At 59.5% G+C, this 26,047-nt stretch carries 25 protein-coding genes; 16 read left to right on the top strand and 9 right to left on the bottom strand.

From position 1 onward, the window contains the following. Positions 1-148: 148 nt before the first annotated feature. Entirely contained in the window at positions 149-877 is a 729-nt protein-coding gene (locus ACR0DX_RS13205) for an FkbM family methyltransferase (protein ID WP_170355401.1), read from the top strand. Positions 878-913: 36 nt separating this feature from the next. Here ACR0DX_RS13205 and ACR0DX_RS13200 read toward each other — a convergent pair whose 3' ends face one another. Continuing rightward, positions 914-2,437 (bottom strand): DUF2125 domain-containing protein, encoded by a 1,524-nt coding sequence (locus ACR0DX_RS13200; protein WP_170355400.1) that lies wholly within the window; start codon positions 2,435-2,437, stop codon positions 914-916. A 139-nt stretch (positions 2,438-2,576) separates the two neighbouring features. Between ACR0DX_RS13200 and ACR0DX_RS13195 the strand changes: the two genes are divergently transcribed. Genes ACR0DX_RS13195 through ACR0DX_RS13185 form a run of 3 tightly spaced genes read left to right on the top strand, consistent with a single transcriptional unit; the run spans position 2,577 to position 4,659 of the window. Then, complete coding sequence (locus ACR0DX_RS13195) at positions 2,577-3,320, top strand: SDR family oxidoreductase (RefSeq protein ID WP_170527404.1); 744 nt, start codon at positions 2,577-2,579, stop codon at positions 3,318-3,320. Further along, complete coding sequence (locus ACR0DX_RS13190; protein WP_170355398.1) at positions 3,317-3,925, top strand: enoyl-CoA hydratase/isomerase family protein; 609 nt, start codon at positions 3,317-3,319, stop codon at positions 3,923-3,925. Before ACR0DX_RS13195 ends, ACR0DX_RS13190 begins: the two co-directional genes overlap by 4 nt. Then, positions 3,922-4,659, top strand: coding sequence for a VOC family protein (locus ACR0DX_RS13185; protein WP_170355397.1), 738 nt, complete (start codon positions 3,922-3,924; stop codon positions 4,657-4,659). The genes ACR0DX_RS13190 and ACR0DX_RS13185 overlap by 4 nt, the downstream gene beginning before the upstream one ends. Here ACR0DX_RS13185 and ACR0DX_RS13180 read toward each other — a convergent pair whose 3' ends face one another. Further along, complete coding sequence (locus ACR0DX_RS13180) at positions 4,660-4,956, bottom strand: HNH endonuclease (protein WP_170355396.1); 297 nt, start codon at positions 4,954-4,956, stop codon at positions 4,660-4,662. A gap of 45 nt (positions 4,957-5,001) precedes the next feature. Here ACR0DX_RS13180 and ACR0DX_RS13175 point away from each other — a divergent pair, with 45 nt between their 5' ends. Continuing rightward, on the top strand, positions 5,002-6,180 hold the full coding sequence (locus ACR0DX_RS13175) for a TIGR03862 family flavoprotein (RefSeq protein ID WP_170724570.1): 1,179 nt from the start codon (positions 5,002-5,004) through the stop codon (positions 6,178-6,180). Here the strand turns inward: ACR0DX_RS13175 and holA are convergent. The 4 genes from holA to ACR0DX_RS13155 all read right to left on the bottom strand — a co-directional run bounded on the left by holA (position 6,177) and on the right by ACR0DX_RS13155 (position 10,775). Then, entirely contained in the window at positions 6,177-7,205 is a 1,029-nt protein-coding gene (gene holA / locus ACR0DX_RS13170) for a DNA polymerase III subunit delta (protein WP_170355394.1), read from the bottom strand. The genes ACR0DX_RS13175 and holA overlap by 4 nt on opposite strands. Next, positions 7,202-7,693, bottom strand: coding sequence for an LPS assembly lipoprotein LptE (lptE, locus tag ACR0DX_RS13165; RefSeq protein WP_170355393.1), 492 nt, complete (start codon positions 7,691-7,693; stop codon positions 7,202-7,204). Before lptE ends, holA begins: the two co-directional genes overlap by 4 nt. Beyond that, entirely contained in the window at positions 7,680-10,214 is a 2,535-nt protein-coding gene (gene leuS / locus ACR0DX_RS13160; protein WP_170355392.1) for a leucine--tRNA ligase, read from the bottom strand. The genes lptE and leuS overlap by 14 nt, the downstream gene beginning before the upstream one ends. Before the next feature lie 72 nt (positions 10,215-10,286). After that, positions 10,287-10,775 carry a DUF3576 domain-containing protein gene (locus ACR0DX_RS13155; RefSeq protein ID WP_170355391.1) on the bottom strand — a complete coding sequence of 163 codons (489 nt, stop codon included), beginning with the start codon at positions 10,773-10,775 and terminating at the stop codon, positions 10,287-10,289. A 282-nt stretch (positions 10,776-11,057) separates the two neighbouring features. On the opposite strand from ACR0DX_RS13155, the gene ACR0DX_RS13150 reads away from it, so the two are divergent. Together ACR0DX_RS13150 and ACR0DX_RS13145 are read left to right on the top strand one after the other, a co-directional pair. Next, complete coding sequence (locus tag ACR0DX_RS13150; protein ID WP_170355390.1) at positions 11,058-12,071, top strand: porin; 1,014 nt, start codon at positions 11,058-11,060, stop codon at positions 12,069-12,071. Positions 12,072-12,173: 102 nt separating this feature from the next. Beyond that, positions 12,174-12,833 carry a YggS family pyridoxal phosphate-dependent enzyme gene (locus tag ACR0DX_RS13145; RefSeq protein ID WP_170355389.1) on the top strand — a complete coding sequence of 220 codons (660 nt, stop codon included), beginning with the start codon at positions 12,174-12,176 and terminating at the stop codon, positions 12,831-12,833. Here the strand turns inward: ACR0DX_RS13145 and ACR0DX_RS13140 are convergent. Next, on the bottom strand, positions 12,817-13,317 hold the full coding sequence (locus ACR0DX_RS13140; RefSeq protein ID WP_170355388.1) for a L,D-transpeptidase family protein: 501 nt from the start codon (positions 13,315-13,317) through the stop codon (positions 12,817-12,819). The genes ACR0DX_RS13145 and ACR0DX_RS13140 overlap by 17 nt on opposite strands. Continuing rightward, positions 13,314-14,408, bottom strand: coding sequence for a GTP cyclohydrolase II (gene ribA, locus ACR0DX_RS13135; RefSeq protein WP_170355387.1), 1,095 nt, complete (start codon positions 14,406-14,408; stop codon positions 13,314-13,316). Before ribA ends, ACR0DX_RS13140 begins: the two co-directional genes overlap by 4 nt. Positions 14,409-14,569: 161 nt before the next feature. On the opposite strand from ribA, the gene ACR0DX_RS13130 reads away from it, so the two are divergent. The 6 genes from ACR0DX_RS13130 (at position 14,570) to ACR0DX_RS13105 (ending at position 19,183) form a co-directional block, all read left to right on the top strand. After that, positions 14,570-15,256: a response regulator transcription factor gene (locus ACR0DX_RS13130; protein ID WP_170355386.1), complete on the top strand. Its 687-nt coding sequence runs from the start codon at positions 14,570-14,572 to the stop codon at positions 15,254-15,256. A gap of 223 nt (positions 15,257-15,479) precedes the next feature. Continuing rightward, positions 15,480-16,472, top strand: coding sequence for an NAD(P)H-dependent flavin oxidoreductase (locus ACR0DX_RS13125; RefSeq protein ID WP_480846375.1), 993 nt, complete (start codon positions 15,480-15,482; stop codon positions 16,470-16,472). 83 nt (positions 16,473-16,555) lie between these two features. Further along, positions 16,556-17,344 (top strand): exodeoxyribonuclease III, encoded by a 789-nt coding sequence (locus ACR0DX_RS13120; protein ID WP_170355384.1) that lies wholly within the window; start codon positions 16,556-16,558, stop codon positions 17,342-17,344. 76 nt (positions 17,345-17,420) lie between these two features. Further along, entirely contained in the window at positions 17,421-18,338 is a 918-nt protein-coding gene (gene trxA / locus ACR0DX_RS13115) for a thioredoxin (protein WP_170355383.1), read from the top strand. A 27-nt stretch (positions 18,339-18,365) separates the two neighbouring features. Continuing rightward, positions 18,366-19,007, top strand: a complete 642-nt coding sequence (locus ACR0DX_RS13110) for an LON peptidase substrate-binding domain-containing protein (RefSeq protein ID WP_170355382.1) — start codon at positions 18,366-18,368, stop codon at positions 19,005-19,007. After that, positions 19,004-19,183 (top strand): Trm112 family protein, encoded by a 180-nt coding sequence (locus ACR0DX_RS13105; RefSeq protein WP_170355381.1) that lies wholly within the window; start codon positions 19,004-19,006, stop codon positions 19,181-19,183. The genes ACR0DX_RS13110 and ACR0DX_RS13105 overlap by 4 nt, the downstream gene beginning before the upstream one ends. Here the strand turns inward: ACR0DX_RS13105 and ACR0DX_RS13100 are convergent. After that, positions 19,180-20,406: an FAD-dependent monooxygenase gene (locus ACR0DX_RS13100; protein ID WP_170355380.1), complete on the bottom strand. Its 1,227-nt coding sequence runs from the start codon at positions 20,404-20,406 to the stop codon at positions 19,180-19,182. The two genes, ACR0DX_RS13105 and ACR0DX_RS13100, sit on opposite strands and share 4 nt — an antisense overlap. A gap of 88 nt (positions 20,407-20,494) precedes the next feature. Here ACR0DX_RS13100 and ACR0DX_RS13095 point away from each other — a divergent pair, with 88 nt between their 5' ends. The 3 genes from ACR0DX_RS13095 (at position 20,495) to ACR0DX_RS13085 (ending at position 26,024) form a co-directional block, all read left to right on the top strand. Next, positions 20,495-21,823, top strand: coding sequence for an amidase (locus tag ACR0DX_RS13095; RefSeq protein ID WP_480846374.1), 1,329 nt, complete (start codon positions 20,495-20,497; stop codon positions 21,821-21,823). A gap of 107 nt (positions 21,824-21,930) precedes the next feature. Next, the gene (locus ACR0DX_RS13090; protein WP_170355525.1) at positions 21,931-23,112 is read left to right on the top strand and encodes an aminotransferase class I/II-fold pyridoxal phosphate-dependent enzyme; all 1,182 of its coding nucleotides are present in this window, start codon (positions 21,931-21,933) and stop codon (positions 23,110-23,112) included. A 14-nt stretch (positions 23,113-23,126) separates the two neighbouring features. Next, positions 23,127-26,024 carry a DNA translocase FtsK gene (locus ACR0DX_RS13085; RefSeq protein ID WP_170355378.1) on the top strand — a complete coding sequence of 966 codons (2,898 nt, stop codon included), beginning with the start codon at positions 23,127-23,129 and terminating at the stop codon, positions 26,022-26,024. Positions 26,025-26,047 lie beyond the last annotated feature (23 nt).

Raw genomic sequence — 26,047 nt, 5'->3', positions numbered from 1 at the left:
GTATTGGACCTAGCCTTGGACAGCTTGTCCCGCAAGGGCTGTGGGTGGATCAGGACCATAGCAGCTGCGTGAAGGGTGCAAAAACTTTTGGTTTTCAGCAAAAAACCGGCTGCTAAGGACTGGGGCATGGGCTAAACCTGATTGCGAAATGAAGGCTCTGCACGGGTTGGCGCAGGGCAAACGGGCAGGGCAGTTTATGCAAGATCATCTCTCGTTGCGTGGGGTTCGGATACCGAATGATCCGGATGTCATCACGCCTCAGGTTGCACGGTCCATCCGCGCAGAACGGTACGAGAAGGACGAAGTGACCGGCCTGCCGAAATTCATCGATCCCGAGGACCGCGTGGTCGAGCTTGGGGCCGGAATCGGGTTCATCTCGTCCTATCTGGCAACCCAGTTGAATGTTCGTCGCGTGATGTGCATCGAGGCCAACCCAACCCTGTGCGACTTTATCGGCCGCGTCCATGCCGCGAACGGAATTGAAGGGGTCGAAGTGCTGAATGCGGTCGCGCTGGCGGACTCGCACGAATTGGGGATGTCGACGTTTTACATTCGTGACCCGTTCTGGTCGTCTTCTCTGGATCCGAAACCCGACTATGTACAAGAGGTCAGCGTGCCAGAACGGCACTTGTCAGAAATTCTTGGCGACTTCGACGCCAATGTTCTGATTGTCGATATCGAAGGCGGCGAGAAGTACCTGTTCGACGGAGCCAATCTGGCGAATGTGGACAAGGTCTATCTAGAGGTGCACACCCGCAAGATCGGACTGCGCGGGATAAAAGCGTGTTTCGACCACCTGTCCGGCCTTGGGTTCGCCTATGATCAGCGCGTCAGCAGTGGCGGGTCTGTCCTGTTTCGGCGCGTCGGCCGCAGGTAAAAGGGGAAGGCTCCGAAAGAAGCCTTCCCTCGATGGCTATTTGATACGCTGACCGTTCGCCAGAATCTGGCCCTCTTCGGTGAATTCAATCTTGGAGTTCAGCGTGTCAGGTTCTTCGCCCGGAACCGCCATAAGACCCATCATCATGCGGGCACCCAATGCGTCGCTGTCCGACATCAGCCCCATGCCGATCAGCGTGTCGATCAACCCGTTCGCGCCGACAAGCTGCAGGTTCGCAGTACCTTTTGGCGTGGGCAGGCCGTCGAAAGCCTCGGTGTTTGCGTTGTCAAAGGCGAAATCGGCATCGCCGGTCAGCTTGGTTCCCACCAGCGAGATCAACAATTCGTTGATCTTCATCGAATGCAGCTCGCCCGGTGCGGTATCGGACAGGGCAAGTGTCTCAACTGCGTTGGGGTCAAAAAAGTTGGTCAGGATTTTCGCCGTACCGGTCGTGTCCAGCGCAATTGTTGCCGGGTCTCGAGGCAGAGCGCCTGCGGGGTCAAAGATGCTCCACAATACGTCAGACATAGTGAAGTCTGTCAGGTTCATCGCAAAGCCAAAGGGTTGAATTTCTTCGGACTCCTGGACCGGGAACTCGAATTTCAAACCCGCATTTTCCATCGCGACTTCGATCGGGAACGGCAGGTCTGCCGTAGTTACAGCCACTTTGGTGCTGTTTTGTTCGATGTCGTACGCCAAGCGCTGCGCGTCCAGGCTGGCGGCTAGGCGCCCGCCTTGGGACTCGCTTCCCAGTGAAAACGCTTGGCCTTCGCTGGTTCCCGCCAAAGCGGATTTGCCTGAGTCGTAGGTGAAGCGGCCGGAAAAGGCGAAGCCGGCATCATAGAAAGCCTGCGGATCAGCGACGTCGAAATCTGATGGAATGACCGTGGTGCCTTCAAACGCGAGTTGTTGAAGCGCACCGTCCACATTGGCCGTCTCGCCGCTTTCGGGATCGTTGAAAACCAGCCCGTATGTCAGGTCGGCGGCTGTAAAGTTCTGGTCAACATCGCGGTTCTCACCGATTTTCATCCGCGAGCTTCCGCTTACGTCGTTCAATGCGATGCTGACGGCCAGCGCGTCCGCGGGCATTTCTTCGCCATTTACGATAAACCCATCCAACTTGGCCCCAATCGAGCCAGCGGAATAGTCATATGTCATATCCTCGGGCGAGCCCGAGACAGCCATCTTGAGGCCGGTATGGGTGTATAGGATTTCGGTCGAGAAGGTCTCGCCACTGCCATCACCCTTCACGGTCATCGGAAAGCTTTCGGGGACGTCTACACTGACGGTGCCGTCTCCGTTTTCGGTCAGGGTCATCTGAGGGACGACCATGTCAAAGGATCCATCCTCTTCTGGCAGAGCCATCGTCATGGTCATATCGGTGACTGTCAGCACATTGCCGTCTGAGGTTTCCTGAGCTTCCACAGTATAGCCCATTTGGGTCAGGTAGGATTTCCAATCATCCCAGACATCCTGCGCGGTGACATCAGCCAGCGCCCCCTGAGAGATTAAGGCATAGGCCAATACAGCACCGCAGCTGCGGTGAAGGAAAACGGACATTATAGAACCCTTCTTGATCAATTTTACAGGCATCGTCGTGTCTGTGACGGCGGGCGTCAAGGGGCAAGGACTGGACCCTTTCCCCCTTCGCGCGGTAGACGTTCACACAATCTCAAAACAACGGAGGTACAGGGTCCACATGCAAGGAAAAACCGTACTGATCACAGGGGCCAGTCGCGGCATTGGGGCCGAGGCGGGGCGCGTTTTTGCCGCAGCCGGGGCGAATGTCGCGCTGGTGGCGCGCAGCCGGGACCAGATTTCTGCACTGGCTTCGGAACTTGGGGACAACGCGATCGCGCTACAATGCGATGTCAGCGTGTTTTCGCAGGTCGAGCAAGCCATTGCCGATTGCGTGGATCGCTTTGGTGGGCTGGACGTGCTGATCGGCAATGCAGGGGTGATTGATCCGATCTTTCACCTTGGAAATGCGGATGCAGATGCGTGGGGCAAGGCCATAGACATAAACCTTAAAGGCGTTTTCCATGGTATGCGTGCGGCTTTGCCGGTCATGCGAGCTGCTGGGGGCGGTACGGTGATCACTGTCTCATCCGGTGCAGCTTCGAACGCCATTGAAGCATGGAGTCACTACTGCGCCTCGAAAGCGGGGGCAAAGATGCTGACGGAGTGCTTGCATCTTGAGGAATCAATGCACGGCATCCGCGCTATGGGCCTGTCGCCGGGTACTGTGGCCACTGAAATGCAGCGGGTGATTAAGGCCAGCGGCATCAATGCGGTCAGCCAACTGGATTGGAGCGATCATATCCCCGCCGACTGGCCCGCACGGGCGTTGCTTTGGATGTGTTCAAAGGATGCGGATGAGTTTCTGGGCACCGAGATTTCCCTGCGGCGGGAAGACATTCGAAAAAGGGTAGGCCTGACGTGATCGAACTGACACAGGTGGATGGTCTTTGGACCGTTACACTTAACAATCCCGACAAAGCCAACGCGCTGACCGGGGCCATGCTAACCGAACTCTGCCAGATTGCCGAGGCGGCAACCGATGCCCGCGCTCTGATCCTGACCGGGAAGGGTAAGGTTTTCAGCGCGGGCGCTGATCTGGACGAAGCGCGGGCCGGTCTTGCAACTTCGGATCTGTGGGAGAGGCTTTCGGGGGCCATAGCTGCTTTGCCCTGTCTGACCGTTGCTGCACTGAACGGAACACTGGCGGGTGGGGCCAATGGCATGGTGCTGGCCTGCGACATCCGAATTGCGGTGCCGAATGCCAAGTTTTTCTATCCGGTCATGAAGCTGGGTTTTCTGCCGCAACCGTCCGATCCCGGTCGCATGGCGGCTCTGATCGGACCATCGCGTACGAAGATGATCTTGATGGCCGGGCAAAAGATCACCGCCAAGGACGCCTATGATTTCGGTCTTGTCGACCGCGTGGTCGAGCCAGACGCATTGATGCCAACAGCTTTGGAACTGGTTGCGGACAGCGTGGCCGCCGACCCGGAAACTGCCGCGGGTATCGCGGCGCTGTGCCCATGAGGCTGTCTGCCGTAAGGTTGCGTGTTGCCGATCCTGACCGGTTGGCGGCGTTCTACGGTGATACGCTGGGCATGTCCGCGCGTTCTCAGGGCGTTAGTCAGCGTGTGGGGTATACTGGTTTGGATGCTGGCCTGGTGCTGATGCCCGGCGGCGGCGGGTACAGTCACGACCGCGGGCAACGGTATTGGAAGATCGGCGTCACAGTACCGGATGTCGATCTGGCGGTTAACGCTCTGCGCGCCAAAGGGGTCGAGGTTTCGGACCCCAAGCAGTTTCTGGACATCGGTTACCTGTGCCACCTGCAAGACCCCGAAGGGTTTGTGATCGAAGTGTTGCAGCATGATTTCGAAGGCAACCGGCCAGACAATGCTGCAAGCCCCGACGCGCCCTTTGCTGATGCGCGGATCGGGCAGATCACGTTGCGTACTGGCGATATCGCGGCCGAAGATGCGTTTTGCCGCGCGCAGGGCATGCGCTTACTGTCGATGCAGGATGTGGCACAGTACGGGTTCGATCTGCATTTCTATGCGTTTTCAGAAGATACTCCGCCAAACGCGGATTTATGGTCCGTGGAAAACCGCGAATGGCTTTGGAAACGCCCCTATACGACGTTGGAGTTTCAGCACCTCGCTGGTGCCCAGTTTGCCCCTGTTCCTGATTACCGCGGGTTGGAGTTTGAAGGGATCGACAGGCCTCGTGCGGATGCATTTGGTGATCGGGTCTGGCCGGCTTGATCAGCGCCCGCGCCGTTTGCCCGGAACTTTCGAGCGGAATCCGGGCGGGCGTTTGCGGACCCAGCTCAGGAATTTCTCAAGTCGGGGATGCGTGCGCAGAGTTTCGACCGTGTTATAGCTGCGGGCCAGTTCGGCCTCGGACAGGGTGGCGTGGACCTCTTTGTGGCAGATGATATGCAGCAAAACCGTAGGTCCGCCCTTGCCCCCTTTGAGTTTTGGGATCAGATGGTGCAGGCTGCCGCCTCCGTCTGGGATGGGGCGGTCACACAGCGGGCAGATGGGATCGCGATCTGACATAGGGCAGAATGTGCGCCCGCAGATGCGAAAAGCAAGAGGACGGCAATGGCGCAAGCGGTGGTAATCGGGGCCGGTCCTGCCGGTCTGATGGCGGCAGAGCAGCTGGCCGCAGCTGGCCATGATGTGCTGGTGGTCGAGGCCAAGCCATCGGTCGCGCGTAAGTTCCTGATGGCAGGAAAATCCGGTCTGAACCTAACCAAGGATGAACCGCTCCAGACGCTGATGCCCAACTATGGCAGTGCGGCGGATTGGCTGCATCCGATGGTGGCTGAATTTGACTCAGATGCCGTGCAGAACTGGGCGCGCGGGCTGGGGCAAGAGCTGTTCACCGGCTCGACCGGGCGAGTGTTTCCCAGCGCTATGAAAGCCTCGCCATTGTTGCGGTCATGGTTGCGACGGTTGGATGAGGCGGGTGTGCAGATCAGAACCCGCTGGCGCTGGCTGGGCTGGGATGGCAACGCGCTGTCGTTTGACACGCCCGAGGGGGTGCAGGCAATTGCATCTGACGTCACCGTTCTGGCGTTGGGTGGGGCAAGCTGGGCGCGGCTGGGGTCCGATGGGCACTGGGCGCAGGTACTGGCAGAGAAAGGCGTGGCGCTGGCCCTGTTTGAACCGGCGAACTCTGCCTTGTCGGTGGCGTGGAGCCCCCATATGCAACCTCATTTTGGCAAGGCGCTAAAAGCGGTGCGCTGGCTGGCCGGAGAGCTGGAAAGCCGTGGGGAAGCCACGATTTCCGCTACCGGGTTGGAGGGCGGGGGCCTTTATTCCCTGACCCCGGCTCTGCGTTCGGGCGCGGACTTACATGTTGATCTGTTGCCTGATCTGGACGCGGCGACCTTGCAGGCGCGGCTTGCCGCAAAAAGCGCGAAAACCACGTTCACGCAATGGATGAAAAAGGCGCTGAAACTGCCGCTGCAGAAAATCGCTCTGTATCACGAGATGTCCAAGCAAGCTGCCGTGTCGCAAGGACATGAGGTGGCGTCGCTCAAACGCCTGCCCATCGTGGGCGCACGCCTGCGCCCGATGGACGAGGCGATCTCAACTGCAGGCGGGGTCCAGCGAGACGCGTTGGATGGCCACCTAATGCTAACGGCCATACCCGGTGTGTTCTGCGCCGGAGAGATGCTGGATTGGGAGGCCCCGACCGGGGGCTATCTGTTGACCGGCTGTCTGGCCACGGGCCGCTGGGCGGGGCACGGGGCCGTTCGGTGGCTGGATCGTTAGCGCGACCGGGCCAGCATCGCCAGACGGATCATGGCACGTTCAACCAAAGCCATGGCGGGCGCAGTTTGTCCGGCTGACCGCAAGGAAAGGTCCGTATCGGTCAGAACGGTCAGCGCGGTTTGAAGTTTTGGCGCGCCCCAGCCCTGCGCTTGCCGCAATATCCGGTCGCGCCGCTTGCCATAGACCGGCGGACGCAGCTTGCCGATGCCCTGCGCAGCCCCTCCGGGGTCCGAGGCGCAGGCATACAGAGTTCGAAAATGCCGTGTCGCGCCGATGCACAAGCTGACCGCGTTGGTACCCTGCGACTGCAGACGCCGGATCAGAGGGCCGATTTCGCCTGCCCGACCTTCGGCCACCACGTTCAGAACATCGTCCAGCGCTGCCTCGGTTGAGCGTGGCGCGCAGGCCTCGATGTCCTCAATGCTTAGCTCGGCGCTATCGCCACGTTTATACAGCGACAGTTTCTCGATCGTCTGGGCAAAGTCGCCCGGGCTGATACCGGTGGCCAGCTCGGCCAGTGCCGACATTGCTTCGTGCGGGATATTCTGCAACCCGGACTGACCTAAGATCCTTTCGATTTCTCCGCGCGAGGGCGGGTCGTCGTAAATGCCCACCGCATAGGCCGAGGTATGACCCTCGAACGCCTTGCGGATTTTCGAACTGGGCTTCAACTGGCCTGCCGTGACGATGATCTGAGCATCGCCGGGGGCCCAATCCTGAAGCGCGGCAATGATCGCGGGGGCGGCAACATCGGTGGTGTCTTCGACAAAGACAGCGCGCGGGCCGGGGAAAAAGCCCACTGCCTTTACCGCATCCAGCAACAGTGCGGGATCGCCGCGCAGGTCGCCCCCCGGCATTCGGGTTAGGCGCATTTCCTCTTCGGCGTTCGCGCCGAGCAAGGCGGCCAGAACCTGTTGGCGCTTCAATGCCACTCGCATCGCGTCCGCGCCATAGATCAGCAGCCCGGCCTTGTCGGCGTCGGGCCGCGCAAAATATCCCTCAGCCTCGCGCGGGCTGAGCTTCATTGCGCAAGATCCGGTGTCGCGTAAAGCCGACTGACGATCTGATCTGACAGAATCACCATCAGACGTTCATTCGCGTCCCGTTCATCTGCCAGTTCGGATACCGTCGATCCTGCGGCCGAGAAACCTACGAAATACGCGACCGAGCCAGAGGTGATCACCTGGCCCGTCGCATTGGATCTGAGTGCGAAATCCGCTCGCCCTTCGATCGTGTAACGATCCGTTTCATTCGTTTGCGTAATCGCCGCCCGTCGACGGACGGTCGACACATTGACGTTCAGCGCGTAGTCCGAGCCCGAACTTGCAGTGCGGCCCAGCCTTTGTTCCAGATTTTGAACCAGAAGATAGCTGTTGACCGAGTTAGGGGCAGAAACCTCGACCCTGCCATTCAGAGCCGAACCCGATCCGCCGGGGGCGTAAACAGGCTCGAACCCGCAAGCGGCCAGCGCAAGCGGTAAAATCAAAAGGGTTCTGCGATCAAACAACGACATTCACGATCCGGCCCGGCACAACAATCACCTTCTTCGGCGCATTGCCATCCAGCGCCTTTTGCACAGCTTCGGTGCTGAGCGCGATTTTTTCAACCTCTGCCTTGTCCATATCCTTGGGAACGCTGATTTCCGCACGGCGCTTGCCGTTGATCTGAATGGGCAGGGTGACGGTGTCATCGACCAGCATCGCTTCATCAGCGATGGGCCACAGCGCGGTGGCGACCAGACCATCGCCGCCCAGCAGCTGCCACAATTCTTCGGACAGATGCGGGGTCATCGGCGACATAAGCTGCGCCAGTGTCATGGCCGCTTGACGTTTGGCATCGGTGCCGGCCTTGGACTTCGCCAACGTGTTGGTGAAGGCATAGAGCTTGGCGATGGATGCGTTGAACCCAAAGGATTCGACCCCGCCCGACACATCATGGATCGCCTTGTGCATCTCACGCAGAAGGGTTTCGTCTTCTCCGTTGGCCGGAACGTCCGACTCGGCGATTTCCGACGCGATGCGATGTACACGGCTGAGATGTTTGAACGCGGCCTCAGCCCCGGATGCGGTCCATTCGACGTCGCGTTCGGGCGGCGAATCGGACAGTACGAACCAACGCGCGGTATCTGCGCCGAAGGCCGAGATGATGCTGACCGGATCAACCACGTTCTTCTTGGATTTCGACATTTTGGCCGAGGGGATGATCTCGACCTCGGTGCCGTCGGCCAGTTTGCCGTCGGTCACGTCCTCTGGCAGGTGATAGACCGGGCGGCCATTGGCGTCGCGGGTCTGATAGATTTCGTGTGTCACCATGCCCTGAGTGAACAGCGCGTCGAATGGCTCGATGGCTTTCTTCGGTAGGTGGCCGGTGATCTGCATGGCCCGCGCAAAGAAGCGCGAATAGAGCAGGTGCAGAATCGCATGTTCGATGCCGCCGATATACTGGTCGACATTCATCCAGTATTCGGCCTCGGCCAGATCAGTGGGGGTTTCCGCGCGGGGCGCGGTGAAGCGGGCGAAATACCAAGACGAATCGACGAACGTGTCCATCGTGTCGGTTTCGCGCTTGGCCGGGGCTCCGCAGGATGGGCATTCACAGTCGCGCCAGGTCGGGTGACGATCCAGCGGGTTGCCGGGTTTGTCGAATGTCACATCGTCGGGCAGGCGAACCGGCAGGTTCTCTTTCTTCTCGGGCACCACGCCGCAGGCATCGCAATGCACGACGGGAATCGGGCAACCCCAGTAGCGCTGGCGGCTCAGACCCCAGTCGCGCAGGCGATATTTGGTGACACCTTCGCCCCAGCCCGCCTTTTCGGCGAAATCGACGGTGGCATTGATGGCCTCATCACCCGTCGCCTCGGTCAGGCCGGCGAAGTGATTCACCCAGCGGACTTTCTCGGTTTTCGGTGGAACGAAAGCGATCTTGTCCACCGGGGTGTCATCGTCCAGTGCAAAGAACGTATCGACCACCGGCAGGCCGTATTTTCGGCAGAAGTCCAAATCACGTTGGTCATGAGCCGGGCAGGCAAATATCGCGCCGGTGCCGTAATCCATCAGGATAAAGTTCGCGATCCAGACCGGCAGTTCCCAATTCGGGTCCAGCGGGTGTTTGACGGTGATGCCGGTGGCATAGCCCAGCTTTTCTGCGGTCTCGATGGCCTCTTCCGTGGTGCCGCCCTTGCGGCATTCGGCTACGAATTCAGCGACTTCGGCGTTTTCAGCCTCCAGCTGCTTGGCAATCGGGTGATCGGGCGAGATGCCGACAAAAGACGCGCCCATCAGCGTATCGGGGCGAGTCGTGTAGACGGTGATCGGCTCGGCACCATCGGTGCGTTCAAAACTGAACTGCAGGCCGCGCGATTTGCCGATCCAGTTTTCCTGCATCAACCGCACCTTGGCGGGCCAGTTTTCCAGTGTGTCCAGCGCGCCGAGCAATTCTTCGGAATAGTCGCTGATCTTAAAGAACCACTGGGTCAGTTCACGCCGCTCGACCAGAGCGCCCGAGCGCCAGCCGCGCCCGTTTTCCACCTGTTCATTGGCCAGAACGGTCATGTCGACCGGATCCCAGTTCACCATGGCGTTTTTGCGATAGACCAGCCCGGCCTCAAGCATATCCAGAAACAACGCCTGTTGCTGGCCGTAATATTCCGGGTCACAAGTGGCGAATTCGCGCGACCAGTCAATCGACAGGCCAAGCGGTTTCATTTGCCCTCGCATGTCGGCGATGTTGCCGTAGGTCCAGTCTTTGGGATGGCCGCCGATAGCCATCGCAGCGTTCTCGGCAGGCATCCCGAATGCGTCCCAGCCCATTGGATGCAGCACGTTGTGCCCAGTCGCCAGTTTGTGCCGCGCGATCACGTCGCCCATCGTGTAGTTGCGTACGTGTCCCATATGGATTCGGCCAGACGGGTAGGGGAACATCTCAAGCACGTAGTATTTCGGCTTCTCTGCCTTGTGATTGGCGGCAAAGATTCCGGCCTTGTCCCAGGCCTCTTGCCATTTTGCTTCGATTTCGTTGGCCGAGTAGCGCGACATCATGCGGTCCTTCGTGAATGAAAACGCCGGGTGAGAGCCCGGCGTGGTATTAGTGTGATTTTCGGCAAGTTGCTAGAACTTGTTGTCCGCGATGCGCAGCTGGCGGGCTCGGGACAGGATGGCGTCTTCTACCGCGCGTGTGGTCGCCGCGCTGACCGGGTTGCCTCCGCTGGTTTGGAGTGCCACGGAGAGCGACCGCGCTGCGAGGGCTGGATCGCTGATGTGGACGGTCGCGCGATATTGGCGCCCGCCACCCGGTGGGGTGCCGTAACCCGTTACAATTACACCGGTAAACGGATCGACTTCCTGCACAGGCAGAAAGTTGAGAACATCCAGAGAAGCCGTCCACAGATATCGGTTCACATTCGCGACCTGCTCGGCATTGCCGGTATTGAAGACATCCCAGATGGTTGAACGATTTGGGTCGTTCAGTTCCCGCTCGTCCGAACGTCCACCATCCACGTTTCCAAGATTGGGGTTGGGGGCAGCGCTCCGATTCTGTCCGCAGGTCGACACGAGTGCGGTCGCTATGATCAAGCCGAAAATCGTCTGCAGGCGCATTGTAGAGGTGTCCTGTTTCACTGGGTCTCACTTGCTAGGTGATACTCCTAGACAAGGTCCAGTGCGGCAACAACCCTATTATTGTCACATACGGGTGGGTTTACTGACTGAAGAGGTCACAAAACTGACTGTGACATCCTTGCACCAATCTGTGGCCAATGCGGTCTTCACGTTTACGCCATACTTGCGTGAAGGGGGCAAAAAGAGCGAAACGGTTCCCGTGCTGAGACATGTGCAATGACACTTGTCGAGTTAGAAAACTTTGAAACCGAGGGAAACAAGATGAAAAAAGTTCTCTTCGCATCGACCGCTCTGATCGCAACCGCATCGGTTGCCGCGGCCGAAGTTAGATTCAGCGGTTATGGCCGCTTTGGTATTGGTTACCTGGAGGATCGTGGCTTCACGACCACCACCACCACTGCAAGCGGTGCAACCAACACTTTCTTCAACGAAGCCGACGAGACCATTCTGGTTTCTCGCTTCCGTCTGAACCTGGACGCAAACGTTGAAACCGACGGCGGCGTCGAGTTCTCGGGTCGTGTTCGTCTGCAGGCTGACGAAAATGCAAGCACCGGCGAAGCCAACTCGGCTGACCTGAACGGTGCGCGTTTCTCGGTCATCTACGGTGGTCTGCGTGTTGACGCGGGCAACGTCGCAGGTGCATTCGACAACCTGGCAAACTACTACGGTAACGAGCCTGGCCTGGAAAACTTCATCGGCCAGTACTCGGGCGTTGACTACAACTTCCTGGCATACTCGTCGACCGGTTCGGGTTCGAACGCTGTGTTCTTCCAGTACGCAGTTGGCGACTTCGCATTTGGCGCTTCGTATGACCAAGCGACCATCTTCCAAGGTCAAGGTGTAAGCAACGACGCTGACCGTTGGGACATCAGCGCGACCTACACCTTCAACAACATCACTGCTGCTCTGGCATACGGTCAAACCGACTCGGACGGTCTCCTGGCAGACGATCCAAGCCTGCTGGTTTTGACGCTGGGCGCAGAATTCGGTGACTTCTCGGGTACTGTGTTTGTCGCAGACGATAAAACCGAAGTCGACGAAACCGACGGCACCGCATGGGGTGTTTCGGCGGCCTACAATGTTGGTTCGGCTCTGACCCTGACCTTCGCTTACGGCGACGGTAACGCGGACGGTGACCTGCAGCAGTACGGTATCGGTGCTCTGTACGACCTGGGTGGCGGTGCATCGCTGCGCGGTGGTATCGGCAACAGCGACTGTGACATCTGCGACGATTCGCAGCTGCGCGCAGACTTCGGTGCTCAGTTCAACTTCTAAGTTGATCTGAACCGCAAGGTTTAAGGGCAGGTCTTCGGACCTGCCCTTTTCTTTTTGATCGACATGGTGTTTTTCTGCCCCCAAGCCAGAATGAGGAATCCCATGTCACTGCTGGAAATCTCTGCCCGTATTGCCAAAGCCGAAACCGCCGCCGGGCGGGCGGAAGGGTCAGTTCAACTGATCGCCGTCTCCAAGGTGCAGCCTAACGAACGTATCCGCGATGTACTGCAACAGGGTCATAAGTGCTTTGGTGAGAATCGCGTGCAGGAGGCTGCAGGGAAGTGGCCCGAATTCTCTGCAGCCTACCCCGATATTGACCTTCATCTGATTGGCCCCTTGCAAACCAACAAGGCCCGGCAGGCGATGGAGCTATTCAGCACAATTCATTCGGTCGATCGCCCGAAGCTGGCGAAAACTCTTGCCCGTTTGGCGCAAGAGATTGGGTCATGTCCCGATCTGTTTATTCAGGTCAATACAGGTGAAGAAGATCAGAAAGCTGGGATTCTCCTAGCTGATGCTGATGCGTTTATTGCCGAGTGCCGAGACCTTGACCTGCCTGTGAAGGGGCTCATGTGCATTCCTCCGGTGGAAGAAGAACCTGCGCTGCATTTTGCCTTGCTGGCCAAGATCGCCGAGCGCAACGGTTTGGCAGGCTTGTCGATGGGTATGAGCAGCGACTTTGAGCGCGCAATCGCGCTGGGTGCGACCCATGTGCGGGTTGGATCTGCGATATTTGGCGCACGCGTTAAACCTCAGGAATGATCAGCCGCGTGCCCGGTTGAACATGGGCAGCAATCCAATGGAGGTGATCGCGCCGGAAGGCGACACAGCCTTCAGTTGGATAACCTGGCCGCCGCCATTGATGCAGAAAAATGGCCGACCCTTGCCCTGGTATTGCATTCGGCCAGTTCCAATCCGTGAGCAACACCAGATCATATAACGGGTCGGAACGGCGCAGCTTTTCGTGGCTGCAGGCGTAGGGCGCGCTGACCAGTTGGTTATATCGCGCGTCGCACACATCATCAGACCACAGGTCGCGGGGCCCGATCGGAATCGCCCAAGCGGTTGGGGGTGAAATCCGGTCTGGCCGATAAAGCATTCCGACGATTTGGTGCTCGCCAGTTGGGGTGGCGCCGTCGCCTTCGCGTTTTGTCGGACTACGCCCGCCTTTTCCGATTGAACATGGAAACATGCGGCCAGCGAACCGAACCCCACGAGGCGTCAGCACCAGATCTTTTGGCGTCACAGCAGATGGCCCGACTTGGCTGCTTTTGTAGCCAGATACCCTCGGTTATGTGCAGTTTCACCAACCTTGAGAGGTACACGTTCGGTCACGGCAATGCCGGTTTTTTCCATCATGGCGATTTTGGCGGGGTTGTTCGTCAACAAGCGCACCGCGTTGAACCCTAGCGACTTCAGGATATCTGAACCCAGCCGGAAATCACGTTCATCATCCTCGAACCCAAGGCGGTGATTGGCTTCGACCGTGTCAAAACCCTGATCTTGCAGGAAATAAGCGCGCATCTTGTTGGCTAGGCCGATCCCGCGCCCCTCTTGGTTAAGATAAAGCAGGACACCAGCCCCTTCAGATCCCATCTGCGCCAGCGCGCCGCGCAACTGTGGTCCGCAATCGCATTTCAGGCTGCCCATCAGGTCGCCGGTAAAACAAGCCGAGTGCAAACGCGCAAGAACCGGTTTGCTGCGATCCGGTCGCCCGATTTCAATGGCGTAATGCTCTTCACCCCCATCTTCGGGGCGGAAGACGTGCAGGCGTCCGGCCTCGGAAACCTCCATGGGCAGGCGCGCGGCGACCACCTCGTTCAGCAGGCTACGATCTGCCAGATGCGGGGCAGCGCGGGTATGGTCGATGCAAGTCAACCCGTTCGAGGCCGCAAAACCGCGCCCATCTTCGATCTGCACAACAACAGCAGAAGGCAGAAGCCGCGCGGATTTGGTAAGGGCAATGGCGATACGGTGAAGGTTCGCATTGCCCGTACGTTCGCTCATCAACGGCCCCTTCATCGGAGCGTTCAGGTCGTCCGAGGGGTCGGCCACGGCCTGAACCCAGGAAATATCGACGTCGGCCGGAACCACGACCCGCGCCAAATCACCGTCATAGGCGCGTGCCTTTAACGTCTCGGCACGGCGAACAGTGATGGCAACCACCGGGTCACCATCCAGGCCACGCAAATCGGCAAGCCGTTGTGCGCTAAGTGTTTCTGCGGCAATGGCGACAACGCTGAACCCGGTGTCATCGGTCAGCACAACCGGAACGCCCATACGCAGGTCGGCCCGCGCCCGCGCCAGCAGTTCAGAGATATCCGGAATGAGACTCATGCATGTTACCCTATAACGGTCAAAAACTCCTCTAGCGCGATCTGAAAGAAATGTGAAACAATTCCTACTCGCCGGACACGAGGGCGTGAGACGATTGCAGCAAACCTTGTTGAACGCGTGTTCTACGCGCAAGTGTCCGAAAAGGCTTAGGAGGACCGGGAATGGCACAGCTTAAGAAAATCCTGTTGGTGGATGATGACGAGGATCTGCGCGAAGCGCTGAGTGAGCAACTCGTGATGACTGAAGACTTCGACGTGTTCGAAGCGTCAGATGGTGCCTCGGCAATGGAGCGCGCCCGCGAGGCGATTTACGATCTGGTGATTCTGGATGTTGGCTTGCCGGATACCGATGGCCGCGAGCTGTGCCGCCTGATGCGCAAGCAGGGCGTCAAAAGCCCGATCCTGATGCTGACCGGTCATGACAGCGACGCCGACACCATCCTGGGCCTGGATGCCGGTGCGAATGACTATGTTCCTAAGCCGTTCAAATTCCCGGTTCTTCTGGCCCGCATTCGCGCCCAGCTGCGTCAGCACGAACAATCCGAAGATGCCGTTTTTGTTCTGGGCCCGTACACCTTCAAGCCCGCGATGAAGATGCTGATCACCGAAGAAGATCGCAAAATCCGTCTGACCGAGAAAGAGACGAACATCCTCAAGTTTCTCTATCGTTCGGCTGATGGCGTTGTCGCGCGCGATGTGCTGTTGCATGAGGTTTGGGGATACAACGCGGGTGTCACCACCCATACGTTGGAAACCCACATCTATCGCCTGCGTCAAAAGATCGAGCCCGATCCATCGAACGCGCGCCTTTTGGTCACAGAATCGGGCGGATATCGGTTGGTATCTTAACTTTGATGGTATGACGCAGATCAAAGTGATACTCTGAAGATATATTTAGGTTACTCCCAACCCGTGCATGTCCGGGTAATGACATGTACCTCCCTGTTGGACTGCCGGGCCTTTGGCCCGGCTTTTTTTGGCTCGGGCGCTGCCCCATAGTCTTGATCCAACTGCTTGACTTATCAGTGGTTCGCGGTGCCAATTCTGCCCAACGAATTGGGAGGCGTGAGACTTGGCAAACGAAATCTGCACTCTGTTGAATATTGAAAAACCCGTTCTGTCGGCCCCTATGGGTGGGGCCGCTGGACCTGAACTTGTTGCGGCTGTTTGTAATGCAGGCGGGTACGGAGTGATTCCCCTATGGGGTAAGCCTGCGGATCAGGTCTCGGAAGGGATAGATGCCGTGCGTGCGCTGACGGATCGCAATTTCGCCGTCAATCTGAACCTCGCCTTCCCGTACGAAGACCAGCTGCGGGTTTGTATCGACAAGCAGGTTCACACCGTTTCGTTGTTCTGGGGGATGGAACCTTCGGCCATCTCGGACGCCAAGAAAGGCGGGCTGTGCGTCATGGTCAGTGTCGGTAACGCTACCGAGGCAAAGGCCGCGCAGGATGCCGGAGCGGACATCATCGTTGCCCAAGGGTGGGAAGCAGGTGGCCATGTCTGGGGGCAGGTCGCGACAATGGCGCTGATTCCGGCCGTCGTGGACGCGGTTTCGATTCCTGTTGTTGCTGCTGGCGGAATTGCCGACGGGCGCGGTATGGCGGCTGCGTTGATGTTGGGGGCTTCGGCGGTTTGGGTTGGTACTCGGTTTTTGGCCAGTGCCGAGGCAACGATACACGAAGACTATCGCCGCCGAGTGCTGAATGCGTCTGAGGCGCAGACCGAATGGTACACTGACCTGTATGATGTGAAATGGCCGCAAGCACCACATCGCGCGTTAGCCAATTCTACCGCGCAAACGTGGAAAGAAGCAGGCTCGGCCGCTCCGGGGCATCGCCCGAACGAAGGCGAAATCATCGGTCAGCGCCCGGGTGGAGAGGACGTTGTCCGATACCAGAGCTATACGCCGTTGTCAGGGACAGAAGGGGATATCGAAGCGATGTCAATTTGGTCTGGGCAAGGTGTTGCAATGGTCCGTGACATCATGCCTGCCGCCCAAATCGTCGAGGAGATTTTTACCGAAGCGCAAGCGCTTTTTAACTCCGCCCCTGCTCGATTATAGGCCGGGAAAGCGCTGCTTTTTCCGATGGCACCTTGTCTTCTACCGCGTTAACGTCGCGCGCAACCGCGATAAAGGAATCCCCCATGCCTTTCACTCTTGCTACCTGGAATATCAATTCAGTGCGTCTGCGCGAGCCTATCGTGCTGAAATTGCTGCAGGAAGAGGCCCCCGATGTGCTATGCCTGCAAGAGTGTAAGTCCCCCGTCGAGAAAATCCCGACTGAAGGCTTTGCGGAACTGGGCTATACCCACATGGTTGCGCGCGGGCAAAAGGGCTATAACGGCGTCGCTATCCTGTCGCGTATCCCGATGGAGGAGGTGGGCGACAAGGATTTCGCCGGTCTCGGCCACGCCCGCCACATCGCCGCGCGGCTGGAAAACGGTGTGACCATCCAGAATTTTTATGTTCCTGCGGGCGGTGATGTGCCCGACCGCGAGGTGAATGAGAAGTTCGGGCAAAAGCTGGATTACCTCGCCGACATGCGCGATTGGTTCCGCGCCGAAAAGCCCGAGAAATCCATTCTGGTTGGCGACCTGAACATCGCCCCGCGCGAAGATGACGTTTGGTCACACAAACAACTGCTCAAGGTCGTCTCGCATACACCGATCGAAGTTGAGGCGCTGGCCGAGACACAGGATGCAGGTGGTTGGGTTGATGTCACCCGTCAGGATATCCCCGAGGGGCAGCTTTATAGCTGGTGGTCCTACCGCGCGCGCGATTGGGATGCGGCGGATAAGGGGCGGCGTTTGGATCACGTCTGGGCGACACCCGATATCTCGAACGCGGGGCATTCCAGCCGGGTCCTGCGCGACGCCCGCGGGTGGGAGAAACCCAGTGATCACGCCCCGGTTTTTGCCACTTTCGACCTATAACAGCATAAATCTGCCCTTGGTTTCCGCGACGCGCGGCTGCATATAAGGCGCAAGTTTGAACCGGAGACGTATCGCCATGGACCTTCTGAACACTGCCACCGGCCCTGCCGCCACTGACCTGATCAAGCACGGGTCCGAGGCCACGTTTATGGCCGACGTCATCGAAGCCTCGCAAGACGTGCCGGTCATTGTCGATTTCTGGGCCCCGTGGTGCGGCCCCTGCAAAACCTTGGGCCCGATGCTGGAAGAGGCCGTCACCGCCGCCAAGGGCGCGGTCAAGATGGTCAAGGTCAATGTCGACGAGGCGCAGATGATCGCAGGCCAGTTGCGCATTCAGTCGATCCCGACCGTCTATGCGTTTCACAAGGGCCAGCCTGTTGATGGTTTTCAGGGCGCGCTGCCGGGATCCGAGATCAAAGCGTTCATCGACCGCGTGATCGAAGCGGCGGGTGGCGAAAGCCCCGGGGGACAGTTGGACGAAGCCGTCGCCGCAGCCGAGGAAATGCTGGTCGAGGGCGCGGCCACGGATGCCGCCCAGACCTTTGCCGCCATTCTGGGCGAAGACCCCAACCACGCCGGTGCCTATGGCGGGCTGGTGCGCGCCCATATTGCGGCGGATGATCTGGAGCAGGCCGAAGCGATCCTGAACGGTGCCCCGGCCGAGATATCCAACGCGCCCGAATTGGAAGCTGCTCATGCGCAGTTGGAACTGGCTAAACAAGCTGCCGATGCGGGCCCCGTGGCCGAGCTGAAGGCGGCGGTTGAGGCCGACCCCGACAACCATCAGGCCCGGTTCGATCTGGCGCAGGCGCTGCACGCGAACGGCGATGTGGAAGAGGCCGTCGCGCAATTGCTGGACCTGTTCCGTCGCGATCGCGAATGGAATGAAGGCGCGGCCAAGGCGCAGCTCTTCACGATCTTTGATGCGCTCAAGCCCAATGATCCGATTGTTCTGAACGGGCGGCGTAAGCTCAGCTCGATGATATTTGCCTAATTTCCGATCAGAGCTACACTCGGGTACATGATGCATCCCGCCGATCTGCCGGAAACGGTTTCCGTATTCCCTCTGCCCGGGGCGCTGCTGCTGCCCCGCGCGCGCCTGCCGCTGCATATCTTCGAGCCGCGCTATCTGCAGATGCTGGATGATGCGTTGAAAACACCGGAACGATTGATCGGGATGGTGCAACCCAACCCGTCTGCCAGCGACGACGCGCGTCTTCACCAGATCGGCTGCGCAGGCCGTGTGACGCAGTTTTCCGAGACCGAGGATGGGCGCTATCTGATCACGCTGTCCGGAGTCTCGAGGTTCCGAATCCGGTCAGAGTTGGACGCTTTCACCCCCTATCGCCGCTGTGCCGTGTCGTGGGAGGGGTTCGACCGCGATCTGGGTAAAACCGAACAGGATGACGGGTTCAATCGTCCGCGTTTCCTGAACCTGTTGGAAAAGTTCTTTTCGTCGCAAAACCTATCGACGGATTGGGACACGTTGAAAGATGCGGATGATGAGCTGCTGGTGAATTCGCTGTCGATGTTGCTGGATTTCGACCCCGAAGAAAAACAGGCGCTACTTGAGGCACCCTGTCTGCGCACCCGCCGCGAGACCTTGGTAACATTGATCGAATTTGCGATGCGCGGCGGATCGAACGAGGACCACTTACAATGACTGAACACGCGTTTGACCGCCACATGCTTGAGGCGCTGATCTGCCCGCAGACCCACACGACCCTGCATTATGACGCGGACAAGCAGGAGTTGGTGTCGAAAGCCGCCGGGCTGGCGTTTCCGATCCGCAATGGTATTCCTGTTATGCTGGTCGATGAGGCGCGCGAGCTGGACTAGATCGCGCGGCCTTGCAGCAGTTTGGGCAGGTCTCCGGTCAACCCTGCGGCCTCGCGCACAAAGCCGCGCCGTAGGCCCGGCAGCGATCCGACGATCCCCATCCCGATATCGCGGCCCATCCGCAGCAGGGGATTATCGTTGGAAAACAGCTTGTTGAACACATCCGTCGCCATTGCCAGAGAGGCCGTGTCGAACCTCCGCCATTCCTGAAAGCGCTCCAGCACCAGCACCGATCCTATATCCTCGCCGCGCCGTCCGGCGAGCGTCAGAACTTCGGCCAATGCGCCCACATCGCGCAAACCAGCGTTCAGCCCTTGGCCTGCAATCGGGTGCATCCCGTGGGCGGCATCCCCGACCAGAGCCATGCGGTCACCGATAAAGGAATTGGCGATGGTCAGGTTCAGCGGATAGGTGAACCGGTCTCCGGCGATGCGAATGTCGCCCAGAAAATCGCCGAACCGAGGGCGCAGGACTTGCAGATAATCGGCCTGGGGCAGCGCATTGATGCGCTCGGCAGCCTCGGTCCGTTCGCTCCAAACGATCGAGCTGCGATTGCCGGTCAGTGGCAGGATCGCCAGAGGGCCGGGCGGCATGAAGAACTGATGCGCGATACCGTGATGGGGCAGGTCATGTTCAATCGCACAGACCAGCGCGGTTTGGCCGTAGTCCCACCCCGTCCGCTTGATCCCTGCGCGCGCGGCGGTGCCGCTGCGGCGGCCATCGCAGCCCGCCAGCAGCCCACCCGAAACGGTCGCGCCATCATCCAGTGTAAGGGTCACGCCGGTCGCGTCAGCCTCTTGCGCGACAACTGTGCGTCCGTTGATCTGCGTGACTCGGGTCTCCTCGGCCATGGCGTCCAGAAAGGCGCGGCGCAGATGGCGGTCTTCGACCATAAAGCCCATCGGGCCCTCTTCGATCTCTGCATGGTCGAAATGCATGAAGAACGGAGAGGGGCCTGCGCCCGCATGTCCATCCGTGACCTTGATCTCCAGCATGGGCTGGGCGTGATCGGCGACCTTGCCCCACACACCCACTGCATCCAGCAGCCGTTGCGAGGCCAGCGCCAGTGCATAGGCACGTCCGTCAAACGCCGCGTTCTTGCGGACTTTCTGGGCCAAACTGTCGATGACGGTGACGGAATGCCCCGTCTGTGCCAGCGCCAAAGCCAAAGCCGGGCCGTTCAGCCCGCCGCCTACGATCAGGATATCGGTCTTGTGTTCCATGCCCCGCAATATGCGCCCCCTTTCGGGATTGTCCATGTGCGGTCCTGTCGCTACCGTCCCGTCAGCAGAATTTTCCAAGGGGGCAGGGATGCAGGACTGGTTGACCATGACGGCGTGTGATCTGGGGCGGGGGATCGGCATGGGCCAGATTGACCCGGTCGAGCTGACCGAGACCTATCTGACCGCCATCGACGCCCATCCCTACCGCGACCGCATCTATGCGCGCGTCACCCATGACCGCGCCCGGGCCGAGGCCAAAGCCGCGCAGGATCGCGCCGCGCTGGGCCTGCGCCGGTCACTGCTGGACGGGGTGCCGATCAGCTGGAAAGACCTGTTCGATACCGCGGGCACCGAGACCGAGGCCGGATCGGCCCTGCTGAAAGGCCGGGTGCCGCAGGCGGACGCGGTTGTCGTGGGCAACGCCACGGCCATGGGCACGGTCTGTCTGGGCAAAACCCATATGAGCGAGCTGGCCTTCTCGGGCCTTGGTCTGAACCCCATCACCGACACGCCGCCCTGCATTGATGATGTGGATGCAGTGCCGGGCGGGTCATCCTCGGGCGCGGCGGCCTCGGTCGCTTGGGGCTTGGCGGCTTGTGGGATTGGGTCCGACACCGGAGGCTCGGTGCGTATTCCGTCCGCATGGAACAATCTGGTGGGTCTGAAAACAACTGCAGGGCGGGTCAGCCTTGAAGGCACGGTGCCGCTGTGCCTGCGCTTCGACACCGTGGGCCCGCTGGCCCGGTCGGTTGAGGACGCGGCGCATATGCTGGCCCTGTTGGAAGGCGGCACACCCGCCGATCTGCGTGGGGCCAGCCTGAAAGGCCGCCGCTTTGCCGATCTGCAAAATATCGCCAAGGATAACCTGCGCGACACTCCTCGCGCCGCTTATGACAGCGCGCTGGAGCGTCTGCGCGATGCCGGGGCCGAGATCGTACCGCTGGAAGTGCCCGAACTGGCGGATGCGATGGCGCTGTCCGGTGTGCTTTACACGACCGAGGCCTATGGCCTGTGGCGCGATGTGATCGAAGCCAACCCGGACGCGATGTATCCAGAAATCCTCGAACGGTTCCGCACGGGCAAGAATGTCTCGGGTGCGGATTACATCGCGGCGTGGTCCAAGCTGAAGGCCTCTCGCGCTGCCTGGGATGCGGCCACATCCGGGTTTGATGCTGTTCTGGCACCGACTGCTCCGATTCTACCGCCTAATCTGGATCGGTTGCTGACCGATCACGACTATTACGTCACTGAAAACCTGCTTGCTTTGCGCAACACGCGGATCGGCAACCTGATGGGTCTGGCCGCGCTGACCTTACCGACAGGAACACCGGGCTGCGGGGTGATGATGATGGGCTATCCTGGGTCCGAGGAGGCTCTGCTACGGATCGGATCAGCGGCCGAGGCGGCATTGGCCTGAATGCCACAATCCCCTGATTCGCCATCACTTTGGCTGGACGAAACGGGGTGCGGCCTGTAACCTGCCTGAAAACGGGGCGCTATGATCCCGAACTTGAGGCAGTAGATATGAATTTCCCCGAGCGGTTTTCGAACCTACCGGAATACGCTTTCCCGCGTCTGCGCACCCTGTTGGACCACCATCAACCGGGCGGCGATGTGATTCACATGACTATCGGCGCGCCGATGCACGATTTCCCGGCCTGGGTGACGGATGTCATCTCTGAGAATGCCGCAGGGTTTCAAGGTTATCCGCCCAACGAAGGCTCACCCGAGCTGCGTGGCGCGATCACCGACTGGATCGCGCGCCGCTATGGCGTGACGATGGACCCCGACACCAACGTGATGGCCCTGAATGGCACGCGCGAGGGGCTGTATAACGCCGCCATGGCGTTGTGCCCCGAGGAAAAGAATGGCCAGAAGCCGGTCATCCTGTGCCCGAACCCGTTCTATCAGGTCTATATGGTGGCCTCGATCTCGGTCGCGGCGGACCCTGTTTTTGTATCGGCCACTGCTGCCACTGGACACCTTCCCGATTATGCAGGCCTGCCCGAGGATGTGCTGAACCGCACCGTCGCGGCCTATAGCTGTTCACCCGCCAACCCTCAGGGCGCTGTGGCCTCACGCGACTATTGGGCCGAACTGATCGGGTTGGCGGAAAAGTACGATTTCCGCATCTTCGCGGATGAATGCTATTCCGAGATCTACCGTGACGAGGCACCGGTCGGTGCACTGACCGTCGCGCAAGAGATGGGCGCAGACCCTGAACGTGTGGTGCTGTTCAACTCACTCTCGAAGCGGTCGAACCTGGCTGGGCTGCGCTCGGGTCTGATTGCGGGCGGGCCGGATACGATCAAACGGGTCAAACAGCTGCGCAACTATGCCGGATCGCCACTGCCTTTGCCGTTGCAGGCCGCCGCCGCACGTGTTTGGGCGGACGAGGAGCATGTCATCCAGAACCGCGCGCTTTATCAGGAAAAATACGCCATCGCGGATGACGTGTTTGCAGGTGTGCAAGGCTATATGTCACCCGAGGCTGGGTTTTTCCTGTGGCTACCGGTCGATAACGGCGAAGAGACCGCATTGAAGCTGTGGCGTGAAACCGGCGTTCGGGTTCTGCCAGGCGCATATCTTTCCCAAGGCGATCCGGGACAAAACCCGGGCGAGCATTTTATTCGGGCCGCGCTTGTGGCTCCAAAAACAGAGTTGCAGCAGGGGCTAATTACGCTCCGCGACTGCATCTATTCGTGAGGTACGAGGGCAAAATGGCATCATTGAACGCGCGCAACCGCGATCCATTGCTGGACAGTACAACGCAAGCCGCCATTGAGCGGCGCAGCAAGGAGTTGATTGGGATTGCCTTGATCCTGCTGGGGCTGGCAGCTGCTGCTATGATCTGGTCCTACACGCCGGATGATCCGAACTGGATGGTCTCGACCGATGCGCCGGTGCAGAACTGGATGGGGCGGATTGGGGCTTCCATCGCGGCACCCTTGTTCATGATCGTGGGCTGGGGCAGCTGGAGCATTGCCTTAGTTCTGATCGGCTGGGGCGTGCGATTTGCGGGACATTTTGGCGAGGATCGCGCGATCGCCCGGCTGATCTTTGCGCCGATCTGGATTGCCGTTGTCTCGGTCTATGCAGCGACTTTGGTACCCGATGAGGCTTGGCGTTCGACCCATAGTTTCGGCCTTGGAGGGCTGTTTGGCGACACCGTCATGGGCGCGTTGCTAACCCTGTTGCCGGTAGCATCGCATTTCATGGTCAAGCTGATGTCACTGGCCATGGCGGTCGGAATGTTGGCGCTGGGCGTTTTCGTCTTGGGCTTTACCAAGGACGATGTGCGCAAAGGCTTCCGGGCGTTTTTGCTGGGCTTGGTGATGTCTTACGACACGCTGATGAACCTGCTGGGCCGCAGTGCGTCGGCAACCGCCCAGGCGGCTCGTGACCGCCGCGCGCAATGGGATGAGCGCAAAGCCGCGCGTGTCGAAGTCGCCGAAGCCGTGTTCGACGATGACTTGGCTTACGCCGATCCGCTGTTCGAAGAGCCTCCGCTGACTGCGCCCGAGCCCGTGAAATCGGGCTTGTTGTCGCGTATCCCCGATCTGATCCGCCGCCCGGACCCTATGCCCGAGCCCGAATTGATCGACCGCGAGCCTCTCGCCGATTTTGAAGAGATGCCGGGCGAAGACCGCATCCGGTCCAAGATTTCCGCCGCTGTGCGCAACCGCAAGGTCGCCGCGGGTGAGATGGTACCTGAACATGACCCAAACCTGCCGCTGACCAAGGGGCGGGGACGTGGGCCCGATCCGTTGATCCTGAACTCTGGCGCGGGTGAATTGCCGCCGGAACCGCCAATGACGTCGACTGGTTTGCCACCCGAGCCGATGCTGACGGCAGAACCAACCGAATGGCATGAACCTCTGCATCAGGATTTTGCGCCCGAGCCGGATTATGATGAGGCCTTGTTCGAGGATGAGCCGATGGTTGAACCCGAGCCCGCCCCTCAGTCGCGCCCGGCGATGAAAATCCCGGTGGCTGAACCGCGCAAACCGGTTGTCGCGCAACCTGTGCGTCGCGCGCCGCAGCCTTCGCGCCGCGCGCAGGCCGAAGCGCAACCTGCGCTGTCGTTCGAAGACAAGCATTCCGATTTCGAATTGCCGCCTTTGGGCCTGCTGGCCAACCCCGCCAGCATTCAGCGCCATCACCTCAGCGATGAGGCGTTGGAGGAAAACGCCCGTATGCTGGAAAACGTGCTGGATGACTATGGCGTCAAGGGTGAGATCGTCAGTGTTCGCCCCGGTCCCGTTGTCACCATGTATGAACTGGAACCGGCACCCGGTCTGAAAGCCAGCCGTGTGATCGGTTTGGCCGACGATATCGCACGCTCGATGTCGGCGCTGTCGGCGCGGGTTTCGACTCTGCCGGGGCGCTCGGTCATCGGGATCGAACTGCCCAACGAAAATCGCGAGATGGTGGTGCTGCGTGAAATCCTTGCCAGCCGTGATTTCGGCGACGGCAACCATGCGCTGCCGTTGGCCTTGGGTAAGGATATCGGAGGGGAGTCGGTCGTGGCGAACCTTGCCAAGATGCCTCACCTGCTGATCGCAGGGACCACAGGGTCCGGTAAATCGGTGGCGATCAACACGATGATCCTGTCGCTGCTCTATAAGTTGACACCCGATGAATGCCGCCTGATCATGATCGACCCCAAGATGCTGGAATTGTCTGTTTATGATGGAATCCCGCATCTGCTGTCGCCCGTTGTGACCGACCCGAAAAAGGCGGTTGTCGCCCTTAAATGGGTCGTGGGCGAGATGGAGGACCGCTATCGCAAGATGTCCAAAATGGGCGTGCGCAACATCGCGGGCTACAACGGTCGAGTGAAGGATGCGTTGGCCAAGGGCGAGATGTTCAGCCGCACGGTCCAGACCGGTTTTGACGACGAGACCGGAGAACCCACCTTCGAGACCGAAGAATTCGCGCCCGAGGCGATGCCCTATATCGTCGTTATCGTCGACGAGATGGCCGACCTGATGATGGTCGCGGGGAAAGAGATCGAGGCGTGTATTCAACGTCTGGCGCAGATGGCGCGGGCCTCGGGTATTCACCTGATCATGGCGACGCAGCGGCCTTCGGTTGATGTGATCACCGGCACGATCAAGGCAAACTTCCCCACCCGGATCTCGTTCCAGGTGACCTCGAAAGTCGACAGCCGCACCATTTTGGGCGAGATGGGCGCCGAGCAACTGCTGGGGCAGGGCGACATGCTCTATATGGCTGGCGGGGCCAAGATCACCCGTTGCCACGGCCCGTTCGTGTCGGACGAAGAGGTCGAAGAAATCGTCAACCACCTGAAACAGTTCGGTCCGCCCGATTACATGAGCGGTGTCGTCGATGGCCCGGCCGAGGAAAAGGCCGACAATATCGATGCAGTTCTTGGCCTGAATACCGGTGGCAACACCAATGGCGAGGATGCTTTGTACGATCAGGCGGTGGCGATTGTGATCAAGGATCGCAAATGCTCGACCTCGTATATCCAGCGGAAACTTGCCATCGGTTACAACAAAGCCGCCCGTCTGGTTGAGCAGATGGAGGACGAAGGCGTTGTTTCCGCAGCCAATCATGTCGGAAAGCGCGAAATCCTCATCCCCGAGCAATAGGATATTTAATAACAAGGGCAAAG

It is taken from the genome of Ruegeria sp. D3 (genome assembly GCF_056534465.1).
Note: the sequence above shows the minus strand (reverse complement) of the source record. Positions and strands in the feature narration are given on the sequence as shown.

Excerpts from the sequence above, each read along its gene's own strand:
- holA (WP_170355394.1), bottom strand. The coding sequence starts at position 7,205 with ATGAAGCTCAGCCCGCGCGAGGCTGAGGGATATTTTGCGCGGCCCGAC.
- ACR0DX_RS13105 (WP_170355381.1), top strand. The coding sequence starts at position 19,004 with ATGACTGAACACGCGTTTGACCGCCACATGCTTGAGGCGCTGATCTGC.
- ACR0DX_RS13095 (WP_480846374.1), top strand. The coding sequence starts at position 20,495 with ATGCAGGACTGGTTGACCATGACGGCGTGTGATCTGGGGCGGGGGATC.
- ribA (WP_170355387.1), bottom strand. The coding sequence starts at position 14,408 with ATGAGTCTCATTCCGGATATCTCTGAACTGCTGGCGCGGGCGCGGGCC.
- ACR0DX_RS13180 (WP_170355396.1), bottom strand. The coding sequence starts at position 4,956 with ATGTCAGATCGCGATCCCATCTGCCCGCTGTGTGACCGCCCCATCCCA.
- ACR0DX_RS13145 (WP_170355389.1), top strand. The coding sequence starts at position 12,174 with ATGTCACTGCTGGAAATCTCTGCCCGTATTGCCAAAGCCGAAACCGCC.
- ACR0DX_RS13130 (WP_170355386.1), top strand. The coding sequence starts at position 14,570 with ATGGCACAGCTTAAGAAAATCCTGTTGGTGGATGATGACGAGGATCTG.
- ACR0DX_RS13090 (WP_170355525.1), top strand. The coding sequence starts at position 21,931 with ATGAATTTCCCCGAGCGGTTTTCGAACCTACCGGAATACGCTTTCCCG.
- ACR0DX_RS13100 (WP_170355380.1), bottom strand. The coding sequence starts at position 20,406 with ATGGAACACAAGACCGATATCCTGATCGTAGGCGGCGGGCTGAACGGC.
- ACR0DX_RS13150 (WP_170355390.1), top strand. The coding sequence starts at position 11,058 with ATGAAAAAAGTTCTCTTCGCATCGACCGCTCTGATCGCAACCGCATCG.
- leuS (WP_170355392.1), bottom strand. The coding sequence starts at position 10,214 with ATGTCGCGCTACTCGGCCAACGAAATCGAAGCAAAATGGCAAGAGGCC.
- lptE (WP_170355393.1), bottom strand. The coding sequence starts at position 7,693 with ATGTCGTTGTTTGATCGCAGAACCCTTTTGATTTTACCGCTTGCGCTG.
- ACR0DX_RS13200 (WP_170355400.1), bottom strand. The coding sequence starts at position 2,437 with ATGTCCGTTTTCCTTCACCGCAGCTGCGGTGCTGTATTGGCCTATGCC.
- ACR0DX_RS13205 (WP_170355401.1), top strand. The coding sequence starts at position 149 with ATGAAGGCTCTGCACGGGTTGGCGCAGGGCAAACGGGCAGGGCAGTTT.
- ACR0DX_RS13195 (WP_170527404.1), top strand. The coding sequence starts at position 2,577 with ATGCAAGGAAAAACCGTACTGATCACAGGGGCCAGTCGCGGCATTGGG.
- ACR0DX_RS13185 (WP_170355397.1), top strand. The coding sequence starts at position 3,922 with ATGAGGCTGTCTGCCGTAAGGTTGCGTGTTGCCGATCCTGACCGGTTG.
- ACR0DX_RS13175 (WP_170724570.1), top strand. The coding sequence starts at position 5,002 with ATGGCGCAAGCGGTGGTAATCGGGGCCGGTCCTGCCGGTCTGATGGCG.
- ACR0DX_RS13085 (WP_170355378.1), top strand. The coding sequence starts at position 23,127 with ATGGCATCATTGAACGCGCGCAACCGCGATCCATTGCTGGACAGTACA.
- ACR0DX_RS13155 (WP_170355391.1), bottom strand. The coding sequence starts at position 10,775 with ATGCGCCTGCAGACGATTTTCGGCTTGATCATAGCGACCGCACTCGTG.
- ACR0DX_RS13120 (WP_170355384.1), top strand. The coding sequence starts at position 16,556 with ATGCCTTTCACTCTTGCTACCTGGAATATCAATTCAGTGCGTCTGCGC.
- ACR0DX_RS13110 (WP_170355382.1), top strand. The coding sequence starts at position 18,366 with ATGATGCATCCCGCCGATCTGCCGGAAACGGTTTCCGTATTCCCTCTG.
- trxA (WP_170355383.1), top strand. The coding sequence starts at position 17,421 with ATGGACCTTCTGAACACTGCCACCGGCCCTGCCGCCACTGACCTGATC.